Origin of the sequence: Brucella grignonensis (assembly GCF_002252505.1) — a bacterium.
Lineage (GTDB): Bacteria > Pseudomonadota > Alphaproteobacteria > Rhizobiales > Rhizobiaceae > Brucella > Brucella grignonensis.
Map to the genome: position 1 here is coordinate 22,635 of NZ_NNRL01000147.1, position 15,503 is coordinate 38,137.

Sequence of the window (15,503 nt, forward strand, 5' to 3'; positions counted from 1 at the left end):
TTTTTCGACAAACTCGTCAAACCCTCCGGGAGTAAGATGCAGTGCGAAGACAAAGCCGTCCGCTGCATCGGCCTGAACATAGGTGTTTATTTCATCCGCAATTGTCTGTGCTGTACAGACAAATTGCTGCCGAGCAGTTACCGCCACGCCCTTCGTTGACATAATCAAGCGTCGCAATCGCGGTTGAAATATGAAAAGGCTCCAGAAAGTTAACCCGCGCACCGGCAATGATACCAATGTTGGTGAGACATGGCGCCAACCAGTTTGCCAGCAATATGGCATCCAGCCCATCGCCACCCAAGAGCAGAGCTTTGGACTGCGTCATAATTGGGTTCCGATCGCAAATGAGTGGATTGGTTGACTAACCTGCCCGAACAACACTGAGCTCTGGCTTCCTTGTGCCTGCAGCCGGAAGAAGTCGTGCAAAATCCGTGAGGATCTGCGCATAATCCTCCGCGTAAAACTCGTAAGGCAGCTCCAGCCGAAATTCAGAGACAAGCGGCAGAACAGGATCGGCTGCGAGCGTTTCCAGAATTTCTTCGGTCGTGCTCACAATATCGGGCAGGAACAGCGTGCGGCGTGGACCATGGGCGAGACCCGTTCGCTTGTCGCGCTCGGCGGCAAATTCCGCATAGCGACGGCGAGCGTCTGGACTTGCGCTATCGGTTGGCAAAATCACCCGACCAAGTGCGACACGCGGCGCACGTTCATGCACCCATTCCTGACGGAAACGTTCAATCAGCGCTTTCTGTGTTGTCAGAAAGTCATCCGTATTCTCACCGCTGACGATGTTACCCGTCAGAAGGTTAAACCCCGCCTGACCCGCCCAGCGCGCAGAATTCTGTGATCCGCCACCATACCACAAGCGGTCGGTCAGCCCTTCGGCAAAGGGCCTTAAACGCGGAATTTGCGCGCCAGCAACATTGCCTGCTTCGGTCTCGCCCGAAAGTGGTTCTGACCTCAGGGCCTGTGCCAGTTTTTCTGCGCGCGTATGGCTGTAATCGGCGATTGGAGCTGCATCAACAAAATCAGCAATCAGATGCGCAAAGGGCGGCGCTCCTACTGAAACACCGACATTGAGCCTGCCATGCGAAAGCAAGTCGACGGTTGCCAGATCCTCAGCCAGCCGGAATGGATTTTCATAGCCAAGCTGGATAACGGCAGTGCCGAGACCGATGTGTTTCGTCCGCTGCGAAGCGGCAGCGAGGAAGGTAGAGGCGGATGAAATACCGCGCTCAAGATGACGCTGCCGTACCCATGCGCTGTCGTAACTCAGTCGCTCTCCATGCTCGAAGAGCTGAAGCGTATCTTCCAACCCCTGTGCAGGATTATTCTCGCGATGACTACCGGGAATGAGGAAGGCGAAATGTTCAATGTGCGAAAGAGGCATGGTTTGTTTCCCTTCTCACGCAGCAGTGTCGCGATAGCTTTGAAGCCGCGCCAGAATTTTTGCTTCCTGCACCGCCTTGCGCTCCTGCACACGCTGTGTTGCCTCTTCAAAAGAAGGCGATGAAGGATAAAGCGGCGAGGAGATCTGCTGGCCCAGTTTCGCACCAATATGCTTTTCAAAGGGCAGTGAACGGTATTGCTGTACATCAACCGATGTGTCGAACAGCGGCCGATAGCCGAGCGAAATATAAAGCGCTGTTGCTTCTGGTTGACGGAAGCCCGTAGAAAGATAAGCGCGTGTATAGCCTAAGTCGCCTGCACTTTCTTCCAGTGCCAGCACAATGCGGCGCGCCAGTCCCTGCCTGCGCAAATGCGATGCGGTCCAGATACGCTTCAGCTCCACGGTTTCGTCATCATGGCTCATGTAAGCGCCACCAGCGATTGTTTCTCCATCACGCTGAAGAAGCAGAAAACTGCCCAGCGGCGCCGAAAATGCCTCTATCGGATAGCGTAGGATTTCTGCTCGCGCACCACCGGGACGATCAAGATTGCCGTACCGGTCGCCATATTCTTGTACCAACCCATCGATGAGGGGCTGCGCTGCCGGGTCCAAAGGAGAAGACTGGATAATAGTATCAACCATAGAAGGCCTCCGCAAAAACAAATCCTGTCCGATTTGCAATGAGTGGAAGCAAGAAGCCGCCATCGAACAGTATCTCTCTTTAACGGTGCCTCTTTGCTCGCACGTTTGCACGGCATGAACGTTTAATGAGCGTGCAAATATTGGAAGATCGTTGCTCAATTAATATTCTATAGAAAACATAGATTATCTCGTCATTAAAATTGCTGGCAAGGATCAGATGCCCAACGCACTCAGTTTTCTCAATAAAAGTCCAATTCAAGACGGCGAAGCGGCCCAAACGGCGCTGAACCGCATGGTAAAACTTGCGCAGAAGGCAGAAGTTGCGGGCTTTCACTACTTTTGGGTTGAAGAGTACCACAACTCACCGTGCCCGCCAGTTCGTCACCGGAAGTGCTGATCGGCTTTTTGCTGGCTTACACCTATCATATCTGGATCGGTTCGGACGGCGTAATGCCTCAGATGTTTCCATCGGGCCTGGAAGACTTTGCCGAGCTAATTCTGCCGGAATTGCCTCGCCGCGGGCTTGCCCGCAGCGATTATGATGGTCCGACATTGCGGGACAATCCCGGCTTGAAGATACCGACACATCCTGCAACTTGGGTTCAGAGTTCAGACACCTTAACTGCCATCAAAAAAGCGGTTTGAAGGGCGTGGAAGGCCCAGGTGTTCACGCAGCGTGCCGCCCTCGTAATCAGTGCGGAAGATACCACGGCGCTGCAGTTCCGGCACCAGTCTTTCCGCCACATCGTCAAGACCTGCCGGCAGGAAGGGAAATACAACCGTGAAGCCGTCGCTGGCATCCTCTTCCAGCCACTTCTGCATTTCATCGGCAACGCTTTCAACGGTTCCGACGAAAGCAAGACCTGAATAACCGCCGTAACGCTGGGCAAGCTGACGGACAGTCAGCTTTTCCTCTTCGGCCAGTTTAAGAACCTGCGCCCTACCCGACTTACTTGCATTTGTTTCGGGAATTTGAGGCAAATAGTCGTCTGGATCAAAGCCTGATACATCATGGCCCAGAGCAATCGACAGCGATGCGATACCGCTATCATAGTGAACAAGACTATCGAGCTTCGCACGTTTCTGCTTGGCTTCCTCAAGGCTATCGCCAAGGACGATAAAGGCTGCAGGCAATATCTTCAACGATGATGGCGCGCGACCGGCGGCAGCCAACCGAGATTTCAAATCAGCATAAAGCTTTTTTGATTCAACGATGTCTCGCGGCGCGCAAAATACCACTTCCGCAGTTTCCGCTGCCAGTTGGCGACCCGGTTCTGATTGGCCAGCCTGAACAATCACCGGCCATCCTTGTACGGGACGCGCGATATTGAGTGGCCCACGCACATTAAAATCATCGCCATGATGATCCAGAACATGCATCTTGGATGGATCAAAGAAGATGCCGCTTTCCTGATCCCGGATGAATGCATCATCCGCAAAGCTGTCCCAAAGACCTGTTACTACATCATAGAACTCGCGCGCACGCTTATATCGTTCGCCATGCTCGACATGCTCTTGCCTGCCGAAGTTAAGTGCTGAGTCCGGGTTGGATGTCGTGACGATATTCCACGCTGCACGCCCCTGGCTGATATGGTCAAGTGAGGCAAAACGTCTGGCAATATGATAGGGCTCATCAAATGTGGTGGATGCGGTTGCCGCCAACCCGATCTTGTCAGTCACAGCAGCCAAAGCCGACAGCAGCGTGAAGGGCTCAAAGGAAGTAACCGTATGGCTGCGCTTCAGCGCCTCGACCGGCATGTTGAGGACTGCGAGGTGATCCGCCATGAAGAATGCGTCGAATTTTGCCGCTTCAAGTTTCTGGGCAAAGGTCTTCAGATGCTTGAAATTGAAATTGGCGTCCGCATAGGCACCGGGATATCGCCAAGCACCAGTATGCAGGCTTACAGGGCGCATAAACGCCGTAAGATGAAGAGACTTGTTCAATTGATTGTTCCTGAGGCTATTGCGAAATGAGGTGGGCGCTTCTCGATGAGCGTTGGTCAGACCAGTGATTTTACGACTGTCTACTCACTGAGCTAAGAAATATGATTGCGCAGCCCGCGCCACTCAAGGAATTTGCGCTTCATATTTCCGTGATTCATGGATCATCGTGCTAAGCACCCGTCACAGAGCAATGTTAAACTTTATCCCAATATCTTTCGTTTGCTTTATTGGGTTTTATCGACAAACTCGACATGGCATATTTCAAAGTGGAACGAGCATCGACCTTTTGACGTTGAAGATGACGATCCAACGCGTACCGGAGGACGGAGACGTTTCACTGGAAATATAGAGTGGATTGAAGGGAGGTCAGAGAGATGAAAGCACGAACAGCGAGTGTTGGTGATCTTGAAAGCGTTTTTCACGACCTTTCAGAGCGAATGGCCACAGAATATATTGCGGCCGGTAAAGACGTGAGGTCTGCCTACGACAATCTTACCATGAACCTGCGTGAAGGACGCGCGCATGCGTTGATCGAAAACGACAAGGTCGTTGCGATCATTGCGTGGCAGGAAGCGGACGAAGCAACGGATACACTGTTTGCGGCAAAAGAAGATTTCTTCAATGCACGATCCGTTCGGTTCTGCAGAAAACACATAAAGCAGATTCAAGCATTATCGGGTGATCGTCCGATACATTCCAGAAGCTGGCTTGATCGTCCTGACGTTGTGCGATGGTTCAAGATCATCGGCTATCAGGAAGCGGGACATGAAGATGGTGCCCAGCTTTTTGAGCTTTTGCCACCCGAAGGAAACAGCCTCTCAAGCCAGTAGTTTTGTTTCCAATCGTGTTTTTTATTACGTCGTGCGGATTCCGCGCGACGCAGCTCAACGCAATGCTTTTGCGATTGCATCAATCGTCACCCGAACGCGGGATGTTAAAGCACGTCCTCCCGGCCATATGATATGAATAGGCAATGTGGGCATTCTGACGTTTGACAGCACGGGGATCAGTGCTCCAGAGCTAAGCTGGTTCTCAACGAGCCAGTGCGGCACCTGTGCCAGCCCCAACCCGCGAGCCGCGCGTCCACAATCATGTCCACCGCGGCAAAACTATGGTTCGACGGAATATTGCGTCGGACCTCTTCTCCCCGCTCATTTAAAACAATCCAAGGTTCACGCTGACCACCACGAAACTGTGTGACACAGCGATGTCGCTCAAGATCGTCCAGCATTGTGGGGGCACCATGAACCGCAATATACGAAGGCGACGCACATATAATCACCTCCTGCTGACCAATATATTTGGAGATAAGGTCTGCGCTATCAGGGAGTTGGCCAATCCTGACAGCAAGGTCATAGCCTTCGTCGATCAGATTCACGATGCGGTTTTCAAAGGAAACTTCAAAATGGAGCTCATGATATTCAGCAGCCAGTTGCAACAAGACCGGCGCTACACATCTGCGTCCATATAAATCCGGCAGATTAATTCGCAGCCGTCCGGCCGGAATTTCCCTTCTCGCGGAAAGTGCAATTTCCGCAGCCCCCAACTCTTCGAGCGCACGGCGGCAGCTCTCGAGGTAGACGCGTCCTTCATCAGTAAGGCGCAAACTGCGCGTGGTGCGATGAAACAACCGCACCCCAAGACGCTCTTCAAGGCGCGCAATTGACTTGCTGACCGCAGATTGTGATAGCCCCAACAATGCTGAGGCCGCAGCAAAACTGCCCGACTGTTCTGCCTGCACAAAAGCTCTGATACCGTTGAACCGCTCGGTGGAAATCATCATTCGATCTTTTTTGTCATGATTGAAGATAATTAATGCCCGAAATGCGATTTCAACTCCATGATAAGTTGCCCTTCACGAAAAGTCCTGAGCTGTGAAAGATGAGCAATGTCAGAAGCACTGCAAGATAAGACCGTTGTCGTAATCGGCGGTAGTACCGGCATCGGGTTTGCCGTTGCACAGAAGGCTATAGAAGCAGACGCTAAGGTTGTGATAGGCGCACGCGATGCCGCAAAGCTTGCACAAGCTTCTGCAGCGTTAGGGGAAAGATCAACCGCACTGGAAGTCGATACCTCCGACACCAGTTCTCTCGCCACATTCTTCGGAACAATCGGTGCTTTCGATCACCTTTTCATTCCAGCCGCGACCTACACAGTGGTTGGCCTCGACTGCGATGACATAAAGGCTATCGAAAGCCCGTTCCGCTCAAAGTTCTGGGGCCAATACTGGGCTGTGAAGCTCGCTGTTCCCTATCTGGCAAAAGATGGCTCCATTACTCTGATGGCCGGTGCGGCCAGTGCGAGACCAATCAAGGGCAGTGCAGTTTATGCTGCATGTAACAGCGCGATTGAGGGGCTTGGACGTGGGCTGGCGATCGACCTCGCTCCCATCCGGGTAAATACGATATCACCCGGTACAATTGATGGTCATCTTTGGCAAAATCGTCCGCAGGACATTCGCGAAATGGCCTTTGAACACTATCGCCAAAATTCGCTTGTCGGCAGACCAGGCACTGAATCCGAGATTGCCGATACCGTACTTTACCTGATGGGAAACAGGTTTGTGACCGGATCTAACCTTTATCCGGACGGCGGATACGCACTTCGTTGAAGAATGATATAGTAAGTGACTGCATTATCTGAGGTTTATAATGCAGCCACTTGAAGTTAAAAGGTTTCTCCGCGCAGATGGCTCGCAAGAAAGCCGAGATTATCCTGCCCCCAATAGGTTTCAGTATCGTAGATATAGGTCGGAAAGCCAAAAACGCCCTTGTCGACAGCGCTTTCACGATCTGACTTCCACTTGGCCTGAACGTCGTGATCATTCTCACGCCCAACCAGATACTGACCGTTGAAGCCAGCTTCATCCGCAACGGCTCGTCGAACTTCGGACTGGCCAATATCCTTTGCGTCCACCCAGAAGGCTTGCTGGAGCGCACGGGTCAGTTGCAACCAATTCTGATCCTCAAGATAGGCGGCAATCACCGTAAAAGAAGCAGGTGTCGGATCGCTTAAAGTTGGGCGATCATCAATGAAAAGCGGCTTGCCACGAAACTTTGCCCAACGCTTGAGATCCTGCGTGCCATAAGCGCGACGGGCTTCCGGCCGGTTGCGCGAAAAGATGCCGCCATTTTCCTCGATGACGGTAGCAAGATAAGGCTTGATTTCAACCACATGCCGCTCTGCCAGTTCCTCAAGCGTATCAAGCCCGAGATATGACCAGGGCGAGCCGATGGAAAAGAAATAATCGATAGTTTTTGGCACGTTCTGTCCTTCGCTATAAGCTTCACTCAAGAAATTATTTAAACTTCGGCAATCCAGGCGGATTGGTTTCCGATTGCTCCAGTGCTTCCTCTTGGAGATGCCAGCGATCAAGAATGCGCGTATAGTCTCCATTCTTGATCAAACCATTGGTCGCGATGGTCAAAGCATTGGCAAGTCCGCTGCCTTTGCGCGTTGTAATTGCCACGTCCGAGCGATCCGGCCAGCCTGCACTCAGCGTGCCGACACGTTTGATATTCTTATCGCGGGAGGCGATGAACACGAGCTGCGCGTGGGGCTGCACGATCACATCAGCCCGGCCTGATTGCAGAGCCAGAAGGCTGGCAGCCTCATCATCGTAATATTGCAGCTCAAGCGGCTTCAGCCCGGCCTTTTCGTTTTCCTCGCTCCACTTGACGAGGATACGCTCCTGATTGGTCCCGGCACCCACGATGATGCGGAGACCTGCAGCATCCTTTGGTTCCTTGATGGAGATAACGCCACTGTCGGCTTTCACGAAGAAGCCATGCAGGCCCTGCCGATAGGTCGAAAAGTCGAACTTTTCCTTACGCTCTTCGGTTACTCCAACATTGGATATCACGGCATCATATTTGCCCGATGCGAGACCTAGCGGCCAATCGATCCATGCAACCGGAACGCTTTCGAGTTCGACCCCAAGGCTTTCCGCAATGGCCGACGCATAGTCTGCATCCGCACCCACAACGGTCTTGGCATCCGTCGCATAGGCTGCAAGCGGCGGACCGCCCGGTGCAACAGCAACAGTCAGTTTGCCCGGCGTGACGAACTTGAAATCAGCAGGAATGGCAGCGATTGCTGCGGCATCTTTCTGCACATGAATGCGGCCGGTCTGTTCGGGCGACAAATCAAAATCATCTTCCGAAAAGGCTGGCAGAGATAAAGCACTTACCAATGCCCATGTAGCTATTAACAGAACACCTGCTCTCATGAACCATTCTCCATTTATGTAAAGTACGGCGGGCCGGTACAAACGTCCCCTCTTATGCCGGCCCTGCCCCTCACGAACCGCTCTTCGGCAGGCCCTGTGGATTGGTCTTGGCCTCACTGATGGCCTCCGGTCCGAGGTTCCACGTATCGAGAACCTTGTTATAGGCACCGCTTGCGATCAGATCGTTGAGAACATTGGTCAGCGGCGCTGCAAGTCCGCTGCCCTTACGCGTTGTGACCGCAATCTCGGCGGTGATCGGCCAGCCGCCACTGACCGTGCCAACCAGCTTGGTCTTGCCATTGATGCCAGCGGAATAGGCCTGTGTTGCGTTCACGCTGAACACCGCATCGGCACGGCCACTTTGAATGGCGAGATCTTTGACCGCGTCATCGTCGTAATATTGCACCTCAATCGGTTTCAGACCGGCTGCAACATTCTGGCGATCCCATTCCAGCAGCACCTTTTCCTGATTGGTGCCTGCATCGGTGATGATCTTGAGGCCTTCAATATCCCTGGGCTGTTTCAGCTCCTTGATCGCGCTGTCAGCCTTGACGTAAAAGCCAAGCTCATCCTTGCGATAGGTAGAGAAATCGAACTTCTCCTTCCGCTCTTCCGTCACTGTGACATTGGAAATCACCGCATCGAATTTACCGGAAGCAAGCCCAAGAGGCCAATCGGCCCATGCAACCGAAACCAGTTCCAGATCACGTCCGAGACTGTCGGCAATGATCTGCGCCAGATCAACATCGTAGCCGATGACGGTCTTGGAATCTGACGCATAGTCATGCAGCGGCAGATGCCCGCTGGTGCTGATCCCGATGGTCAGAACACCGTCTTTGACGAATTTGAAATCCTTGACCTCATCGATACGCTTATCGAGTTTTTCAACCCGCAAACGGTTTGGCTGTTCGGGGCTGAGATCAAATTTGCCCTCACTCCATGCAGCATTCGTCATCAGCAAAGCCCCTGAAATCAGGCCTGCAGTGACGTATCCCGCTTTTCTGATATAAGTCATATTCCCATCTCCTTGAGTGTAAAACTCTGTGTAATGAACTGATTTCTTTACATTTCGCCCCGTTACGAGCGGATCTTACGATCCGCTTTTCGGCAATCCGGCAGGGTTGGTTTTGGCCTCGTCAACGGCTTCTGAACTCAGGCTCCAACGCTCAAGCACCTGATGATATTTGCCGTTCCTGATGAGTTCATTGAGCGACCGCGTCAGTGCATCAGCCAGACCGCTGCCCTTGCGCGTGGTGATTGCCACTTCAGCGGTCTGTGGCCAGCCGCCGCTTACCGTTCCGACGAGCTTGGTTTTGCCGTGCTGCGATGCAGCATAGGCCTGCACTGCATTGACGCTGAAAACCGCATCCGCACGACCGGATTCAAGCGCGAGGCTCTTGACCGCATCGTCGTCATAATACTGCACCTCGACGGGCTTCAGACCGGCGGCAACATTCTGCTTGTCCCACTGCAGAAGGATGTTTTCCTGATTGGTGCCTGGATCGGTGATGATTTTGAGACCCGCAATGTCCTTTGGCTCTTTCAGCGACGTGATCGGACTGTCCGCCTTGACGTAAAATCCAAGCTCATCCTTGCGATATGTTGAAAAATCAAACTTTTCCTTGCGCTCTTCGGTCACGGTCACATTGGAAATCACAGCATCGAACTTGCCGGATTCAAGCGAAAGCGGCCAGTCAGCCCAGGCGATTGGCACCAGCACAAGCTCACGGCCCAATGTATCGGAAACCAGCTGAATGAGATCGGGATCGAAGGCAACGACAGTCTTTGCATCCGTTGCATAAGTGCTGATCGGAGGCACCCAAGGATTAATGCCGACGACGAACTTGCCGTCCTGCACGAACTTGAAATCCTTGGGGACAGCATTGACGACGGCTTCGCTCTTTTCCGCGCGCAGACGGTTTGGCTGCTCCGGGCTCAAATCGAGTTCTGCGGAAAAGGCTGGTGCGCTGAACAGCGTTGCGGCTGCCAGAAAGCTGCCCAATATTGCGTTCTTGTAGTTGCCTGTTTTCATTGAATGACTCCTGAGAATAATCTGAATTTTGGACAAACAATTCCCGTCGATTGCCCTGATCAGGCAATCGTGATTGTCGGGAGCTGTGGTTTGGATCCTGAGCGCATCCCGAAAAGTGGAAACCGGTTTTCGGGATGCGCTTAAAAACAACGGGCGTTCTGGCGTCAGAGGACTTTTGCGAGAAACTCCCGGGTTCGTGGATGCGTTGCCGCATTGAAAAGCTGCTCTGGCCTGCCGGTTTCGAGAATACGGCCCTCTTCCATGAAGACCACCGTGTCCGCCACTTCACGGGCAAAGCCGATCTCATGGGTTACGATGACAAGCGTGGTGCCAGAGCGCGCAAGCTCCTTGATGACATCCAGCACTTCACCAACCAGTTCCGGGTCGAGCGCTGAGGTTGGCTCGTCGAACAGGATGACTTTTGGATTGAGTGCCAATGTACGGGCGATGGCGACACGCTGTTGCTGACCGCCGGAAAGCTGACGCGGATAGGCATTGACTTTTTCGCTGAGACCAACGCGGGCAAGCAGGCGTTTTGCAATCACGGTCGCGGCATCGCGGCTCAACCCACGGACAATCATCGGTGCTTCGATGATGTTTTCCAGCACGGTCAGATGCGGGAAGAGATTGAAGTTCTGAAACACCATGCCGACATCGACGCGCTTTTTCAGAATGTCTTTTTCTTTCAGCTCGTAGAGGGTGTTGCCGCTCTGGCGATAGCCCAGCAGTTCGTCATCAATCGAGATAAAGCCGTCATCCACACGTTCCAGATGATTGATGGATCGCAGCAATGTCGACTTGCCCGAACCCGATGGGCCGAGGATTGCAGTCACACTACCGGGCTTGATGTGCAGGCTGACATTGTCGAGAACGAGATTGTTGCCGAAGCTCTTCGATACCCCGTGAATATCCACCGCACCGCGTCGCGTGCCTGTGAACCCGCTGACAGCAAGTGTTTCGGTAATCCGCGCATCCTGTTCGCTCGCTGCAACATTCTCCGCTTTGCTCGATACGGGACTTTTTGCTGGAACGAAACGAGCGAAAAGGCGCGTCAGAATGGCTGGCGGCGGGTTGCGCAATGCACCGCGCGAGAAATGGCGTTCGATGTAATATTGCGCGATCGACAGCACCGTCATGATGATCAGATACCAGACGGTTGCGACCATCAGTAGGGGAATGACTTCGAGGTTGCGGCGGTAGATGACCTGCACCGTGTAGAAGAGTTCCGGCAGCGCAAGCACGTAGACCATCGATGTGCCTTTGGCGAGACCGATGATCTCGTTGAAGCCCGTTGGAAGGATCGTGCGCATGGCTTGCGGAAGCACGATACGGAAGGCTTGTCTGCGTCGTGGCAAGCCGAGAGCGGCGGCAGCTTCGAGCTGCCCCTGATCGACCGACAGAATGCCGCCACGGATAATTTCGGATGAGAACGCAGCCTGATTGAGACTCAATCCCAGAAGAGCAGCAGCGAACGGACTTAGGATCTGAACGGTTGGATATTCGGCAAAGGTGATATCCGTATAAGGCACACCAAGCCTAACAGTTTCATATAGATAGCCGAGATTGTTCAGAACGAGAAGTAAGACGATCAGCGGAATGGATCTCAGCAACCAGATATAGGCCCAGGAAAGACTCGATAGCAGCGGAGAGCGTGAAACGCGAGCAAGCGCCAGCGCGGTTCCCAGCGCAAATCCAAGCACTGTTGCAAGCGCCGTCAGCCACAGCGTTCGCATCAAACCGACAAGAACGGGCTCGGAGAAAAACCATTCAGCAAAGACCGGCCAACCCCATTTCGGATTCGTTAAAACGGACTGGATAACTGCGATAATCAGGCCTGCTGCAAAGATTGTTCCAATCACGCGCGCCGGATAACGCGCCGGAACGATCTTGTAGTGCTTGAAGTCGCCCGGACTTACGCGGGAAGTATCTTCCCTATCTGTCCCTACAAAATCTGTAGCAATTGCCATGATCAATTTTGCTCCGAAATATAATTCAACTTACGATCCAATGCATACATGCCTGCAATGGAAGTTACTGAACTCGATATTCGGAGAATATAGGACAAGTTTCAAAACAAATAAGTCTATTTAAACACTGTTGAATGGATGTTTTTTCCATTATTCACGGCCATCGTCCACGCATTAACTTAACCTAAAGCCACCTGCTTCAACTCATTGTTGACAGTTTGAAAATCGACCTCATGAATATTATGAAGGTTCTTCTCAAAAGGAAGCGTTCCATAAATTTCCGGATCGGCGGACACATCAAAGAGCGCCGTATATCCGTTTCTGAGATACAGCTCCTTCGCCTCCGGTTGTCTGAACCCGGTAGTGAGATAAACTCGCTTATAGCCCTGACGATGGGCCTGTGCTTCAAGTTCCTTGAGCACTTTGCGCGCCAGCCCCTGTCGCCGCAGATCGCTATGTGTCCAGATGCGCTTGAACTCGGCCGTCACATCGTCATAGCGCATGAATGCACCGCCACCGATTGTCTGGCCATCACGCAGCAGCAGCAGGAAATTGCCGTGCGGAAGCGCAAAGGCTTCCGGCGGATATTTGTTCATTTCGGCTGCTGCACCCTCTTCATTGAAATAGGTGCCGTAGCGCGTGTCATACTCGATTGTCAGCGCCTCGATCAGCGGCACCGCACGAATATCGGTCGTTGAAGTGTAGAGAAATTCATCCGCCATGATGGGCCATCCATGTTGAAGAAATCGTGCAATCTCAGATCAGCGAGGCTTCTGTCAGCCGAACCCAGAACAGCGCGGCTGGAAGCAGGATTTCATCGTTGAAATTGTAGTTTGGGCTGTGCAGGCCTGCACTGTCGCCATTGCCGACGAAGAAATACGTCCCCGGCTTCTGTTCGAGCATGAAGGCAAAGTCCTCGCTTGCTGTGCGCGGACGGAAATCTTCAATAACGGTGTCTTTGGCGAAAGTGTTGAGTGCAACCTGTCGCGCAAATTCCGTCTCGGCTTTTGCGTTGATCAGGGCAGGAAAGCCCCACTGATAATTGACATCAGCAACAGCACCAAAGCTTTCTGCCTGAGAACGCGCGACAGCTTCAATCCGCCGCCGCAATTCCTCGCGCACAGTTTGCGAGAACGAGCGGATGGTAATGCCTAGGTCGACATGCGCCGGAATGACATTCAGCGCATCGCCGCCATGAATGGACGCCACCGTCACCACACCCATGTCAAGCGGATCGAGATTGCGCGCGACCACCGTTTGCAGGGCCAGAACAATGGATGAGGCAACCACAACCGGATCGACCGATTTGTGTGGTTCAGCACCATGCCCCCCACGTCCATTCACGCGAATTCTTGCCCGGTCTACCGATGCCATTGCCGGTCCGGTGACAAAGCCAAACTTTCCTGCGGGCACGCCCGGCCAGTTATGCAGCCCATAGACGGCATCGCACGGAAAGCGCTCAAAGAGGCCCTCTTCGATCATGCGTCGGGCACCTGCCCCGATTTCCTCAGCGGGCTGGAAAATCAGATGCACCGTGCCAGAAAAGCGACTGAACTGGGCGAGATAACGAGCCGCTGCCAGCAGAATGGTCGTATGTCCGTCATGGCCACAGGCGTGCATCACACCGGAATTGCTGCTTGCGTAATCAAGACCAGTTTCTTCGATGATCGGCAGAGCATCCATGTCCGCCCTGATGCCAATGCTCTTGCCGGAGTTGCCACGCTTCAATGTGCCAACCACGCCAGAACCGCCAACGCCGGTTGTAACGTCATAGCCCCATTGCTTCAGATAATCTGCCACCAGAGCAGACGTCCGGGTTTCCTTGAACGCCAGTTCCGGATGGGTATGAATGTCGCGACGCAAAGCGATAAACTCGTCGATAAACGAGGCAAGACCTGCCTCGATTTCCAGTTTACGGTTTACGTCTGGCGACCGTTGAATATTCATGCCGCACCCTTTCGGTGACTTCCGGCATCATTGTTTTCAACGGGCTTCGCATAACGGCTCCGCGGATGCTCCAACCCAAGATTACCGCGCAGCGTATCGTGTTTCAGGCTGCCTTCATGATATCCGCGCTCTTCCAGAATTGGCAGAACATGGGCAATGAAATCATCCAGCCCTTCGGCAATCACCGGGAAGCCAAGGATAAAACCGTCAGCAGCCTTCTGCTCTTTCCAGAGAATGATTTCGTCGGCAATCTTTTCTGCCGTGCCGATGAAGGACGTGCGCGGTGTCGCCACATTCAGCGCCACTTCACGCAAACTGAGCTTGTTTGCGGCCGCGTCGCGCTTGATGCGATCCGTTGTCGAACGAAAGCTGTTCTTGCCGACGTCACCAAGATCAGGGAAAGGCGCATCGAGATCATAGGCGGTGAAATCATGGTGGTCGAAGAAACGTCCGAGATAGGACAGCGCTTCGTTGATGCTTACGAGATTGCGGATCGCCTGATATTTCTCTTCGGCTTCTGCATCGGTTCGTCCAACGATGGGACCGATGCCGGGATAAATGCCGATATCGTCCTGCGAACGCCCATGGGCAACAGCACTTGCTTTGATCTGCGCATAAAATGTCTGGCTGTCCTCGATGGTGCCCGCATTGGTGAAGACGGCGTCCGCGTGTTTGCCCGCAAGTCCGACACCCGCTTCGGAAGCACCGGCCTGAAAGATGACAGGCTGGCCCTGAGGTGAACGCTGGATATTGAGCGGCCCTTCAACCGAGAAGAAGCGTCCTTTGTGGTCGAGCCGATGGAAACCTTCAGGCTTGTAAAACTGCCCGTTCTCACGATCACGAACGAAGGCATCTTCATCCCATGAATCCCAAAGACCTTTGGTCACTTCAAGATATTCATCGGCGATTTCATAACGCAGAGCGTGCTCGGGATGTGGCTTGCCATAATTGCGGCCTGAGCCCTCGAGTGGTGATGTCACCACGTTCCAGCCCGCACGCCCGCCGGAAATGAGATCAAGCGATGCGAACTGTCGTGCAACGGTGAACGGATCACTATAGGACGTCGAAACCGTGCCTGCGAGACCAATGCGTTTCGTGTTCGCCGCGAGCGCCGAAAGCACGGTCAAAGGCTCAAAGCGATTGAGAAAATGCGGAATGGAAATCTCGTTGATATAAAGCCCGTCTGCGATGAAGGCGAAGCTGATACCAGCCTCTTCAGACTTGCGTGCCGCATCAATGAAAAACTGGAGGTTCACGCTGGCATCTGCCGGCCCGGATGGATGTTTCCAGGCATTCATATGCCCGCCTGCACCCTGCAGCATCACACCGAATCTAATCTGCTTGGAACTCATT

15 protein-coding genes and 1 pseudogene are annotated in these 15,503 nt (G+C 53.2%); 3 read left to right on the top strand and 13 right to left on the bottom strand.

Annotated elements, in window-relative coordinates:
- Positions 1 to 91: 91 nt before the first annotated feature.
- Genes CEV33_RS02400 through CEV33_RS02410 form a run of 3 tightly spaced genes read right to left on the bottom strand, consistent with a single transcriptional unit; the run spans position 92 to position 2,032 of the window.
- Positions 92 to 325, bottom strand: a complete 234-nt coding sequence (locus CEV33_RS02400) for a hypothetical protein (RefSeq protein ID WP_235818346.1) — start codon at positions 323 to 325, stop codon at positions 92 to 94.
- Positions 326 to 361: 36 nt separating this feature from the next.
- The gene (locus tag CEV33_RS02405; protein WP_094538869.1) at positions 362 to 1,390 is read right to left on the bottom strand and encodes an LLM class flavin-dependent oxidoreductase; all 1,029 of its coding nucleotides are present in this window, start codon (positions 1,388 to 1,390) and stop codon (positions 362 to 364) included.
- Positions 1,391 to 1,405: 15 nt separating this feature from the next.
- Complete coding sequence (locus CEV33_RS02410; RefSeq protein ID WP_094538870.1) at positions 1,406 to 2,032, bottom strand: GNAT family N-acetyltransferase; 627 nt, start codon at positions 2,030 to 2,032, stop codon at positions 1,406 to 1,408.
- Between the two features lie 366 nt (positions 2,033 to 2,398).
- On the opposite strand from CEV33_RS02410, the gene CEV33_RS24390 reads away from it, so the two are divergent.
- Positions 2,399 to 2,677, top strand: coding sequence for a hypothetical protein (locus CEV33_RS24390; protein WP_235818347.1), 279 nt, complete (start codon positions 2,399 to 2,401; stop codon positions 2,675 to 2,677).
- On the opposite strand, the gene CEV33_RS02420 is transcribed toward CEV33_RS24390, so the two are convergent.
- The gene (locus CEV33_RS02420; RefSeq protein ID WP_094538871.1) at positions 2,651 to 3,946 is read right to left on the bottom strand and encodes an LLM class flavin-dependent oxidoreductase; all 1,296 of its coding nucleotides are present in this window, start codon (positions 3,944 to 3,946) and stop codon (positions 2,651 to 2,653) included. The genes CEV33_RS24390 and CEV33_RS02420 overlap by 27 nt on opposite strands.
- A gap of 404 nt (positions 3,947 to 4,350) precedes the next feature.
- Here CEV33_RS02420 and CEV33_RS02425 point away from each other — a divergent pair, with 404 nt between their 5' ends.
- A complete protein-coding gene (locus CEV33_RS02425) occupies positions 4,351 to 4,806 on the top strand; it encodes a hypothetical protein (RefSeq protein ID WP_094538872.1) in 456 nt (151 codons plus the stop codon).
- Positions 4,807 to 4,860: 54 nt separating this feature from the next.
- Here CEV33_RS02425 and CEV33_RS02435 read toward each other — a convergent pair.
- Positions 4,861 to 5,759, bottom strand: a pseudogene (locus tag CEV33_RS02435) (LysR family transcriptional regulator).
- Between the two features lie 105 nt (positions 5,760 to 5,864).
- On the opposite strand from CEV33_RS02435, the gene CEV33_RS02440 reads away from it, so the two are divergent.
- A complete protein-coding gene (locus CEV33_RS02440; protein ID WP_094538875.1) occupies positions 5,865 to 6,587 on the top strand; it encodes an SDR family oxidoreductase in 723 nt (240 codons plus the stop codon).
- A gap of 56 nt (positions 6,588 to 6,643) precedes the next feature.
- Here the strand turns inward: CEV33_RS02440 and CEV33_RS02445 are convergent, their stop codons facing one another.
- The 8 genes from CEV33_RS02445 to CEV33_RS02480 all read right to left on the bottom strand — a co-directional run bounded on the left by CEV33_RS02445 (position 6,644) and on the right by CEV33_RS02480 (position 15,502).
- Positions 6,644 to 7,240 carry a 2-hydroxychromene-2-carboxylate isomerase gene (locus CEV33_RS02445; RefSeq protein ID WP_094538992.1) on the bottom strand — a complete coding sequence of 199 codons (597 nt, stop codon included), beginning with the start codon at positions 7,238 to 7,240 and terminating at the stop codon, positions 6,644 to 6,646.
- A gap of 34 nt (positions 7,241 to 7,274) precedes the next feature.
- Positions 7,275 to 8,204, bottom strand: coding sequence for an ABC transporter substrate-binding protein (locus tag CEV33_RS02450; protein WP_094538876.1), 930 nt, complete (start codon positions 8,202 to 8,204; stop codon positions 7,275 to 7,277).
- 70 nt (positions 8,205 to 8,274) lie between these two features.
- Entirely contained in the window at positions 8,275 to 9,159 is an 885-nt protein-coding gene (locus tag CEV33_RS02455; protein WP_374818135.1) for an ABC transporter substrate-binding protein, read from the bottom strand.
- Positions 9,160 to 9,294: 135 nt separating this feature from the next.
- A complete protein-coding gene (locus CEV33_RS02460; protein WP_094538878.1) occupies positions 9,295 to 10,236 on the bottom strand; it encodes an ABC transporter substrate-binding protein in 942 nt (313 codons plus the stop codon).
- Positions 10,237 to 10,400: 164 nt separating this feature from the next.
- Positions 10,401 to 12,203, bottom strand: coding sequence for an amino acid ABC transporter permease/ATP-binding protein (locus CEV33_RS24670; protein ID WP_094538879.1), 1,803 nt, complete (start codon positions 12,201 to 12,203; stop codon positions 10,401 to 10,403).
- Positions 12,204 to 12,382: 179 nt separating this feature from the next.
- Positions 12,383 to 12,925 (bottom strand): GNAT family N-acetyltransferase, encoded by a 543-nt coding sequence (locus CEV33_RS02470; RefSeq protein ID WP_094538880.1) that lies wholly within the window; start codon positions 12,923 to 12,925, stop codon positions 12,383 to 12,385.
- Positions 12,926 to 12,959: 34 nt separating this feature from the next.
- Positions 12,960 to 14,150, bottom strand: coding sequence for a M20 aminoacylase family protein (locus CEV33_RS02475; protein ID WP_094538881.1), 1,191 nt, complete (start codon positions 14,148 to 14,150; stop codon positions 12,960 to 12,962).
- Positions 14,147 to 15,502, bottom strand: coding sequence for an LLM class flavin-dependent oxidoreductase (locus CEV33_RS02480; protein WP_094538882.1), 1,356 nt, complete (start codon positions 15,500 to 15,502; stop codon positions 14,147 to 14,149). The genes CEV33_RS02475 and CEV33_RS02480 overlap by 4 nt, the downstream gene beginning before the upstream one ends.
- Position 15,503: the final 1 nt, after the last annotated feature.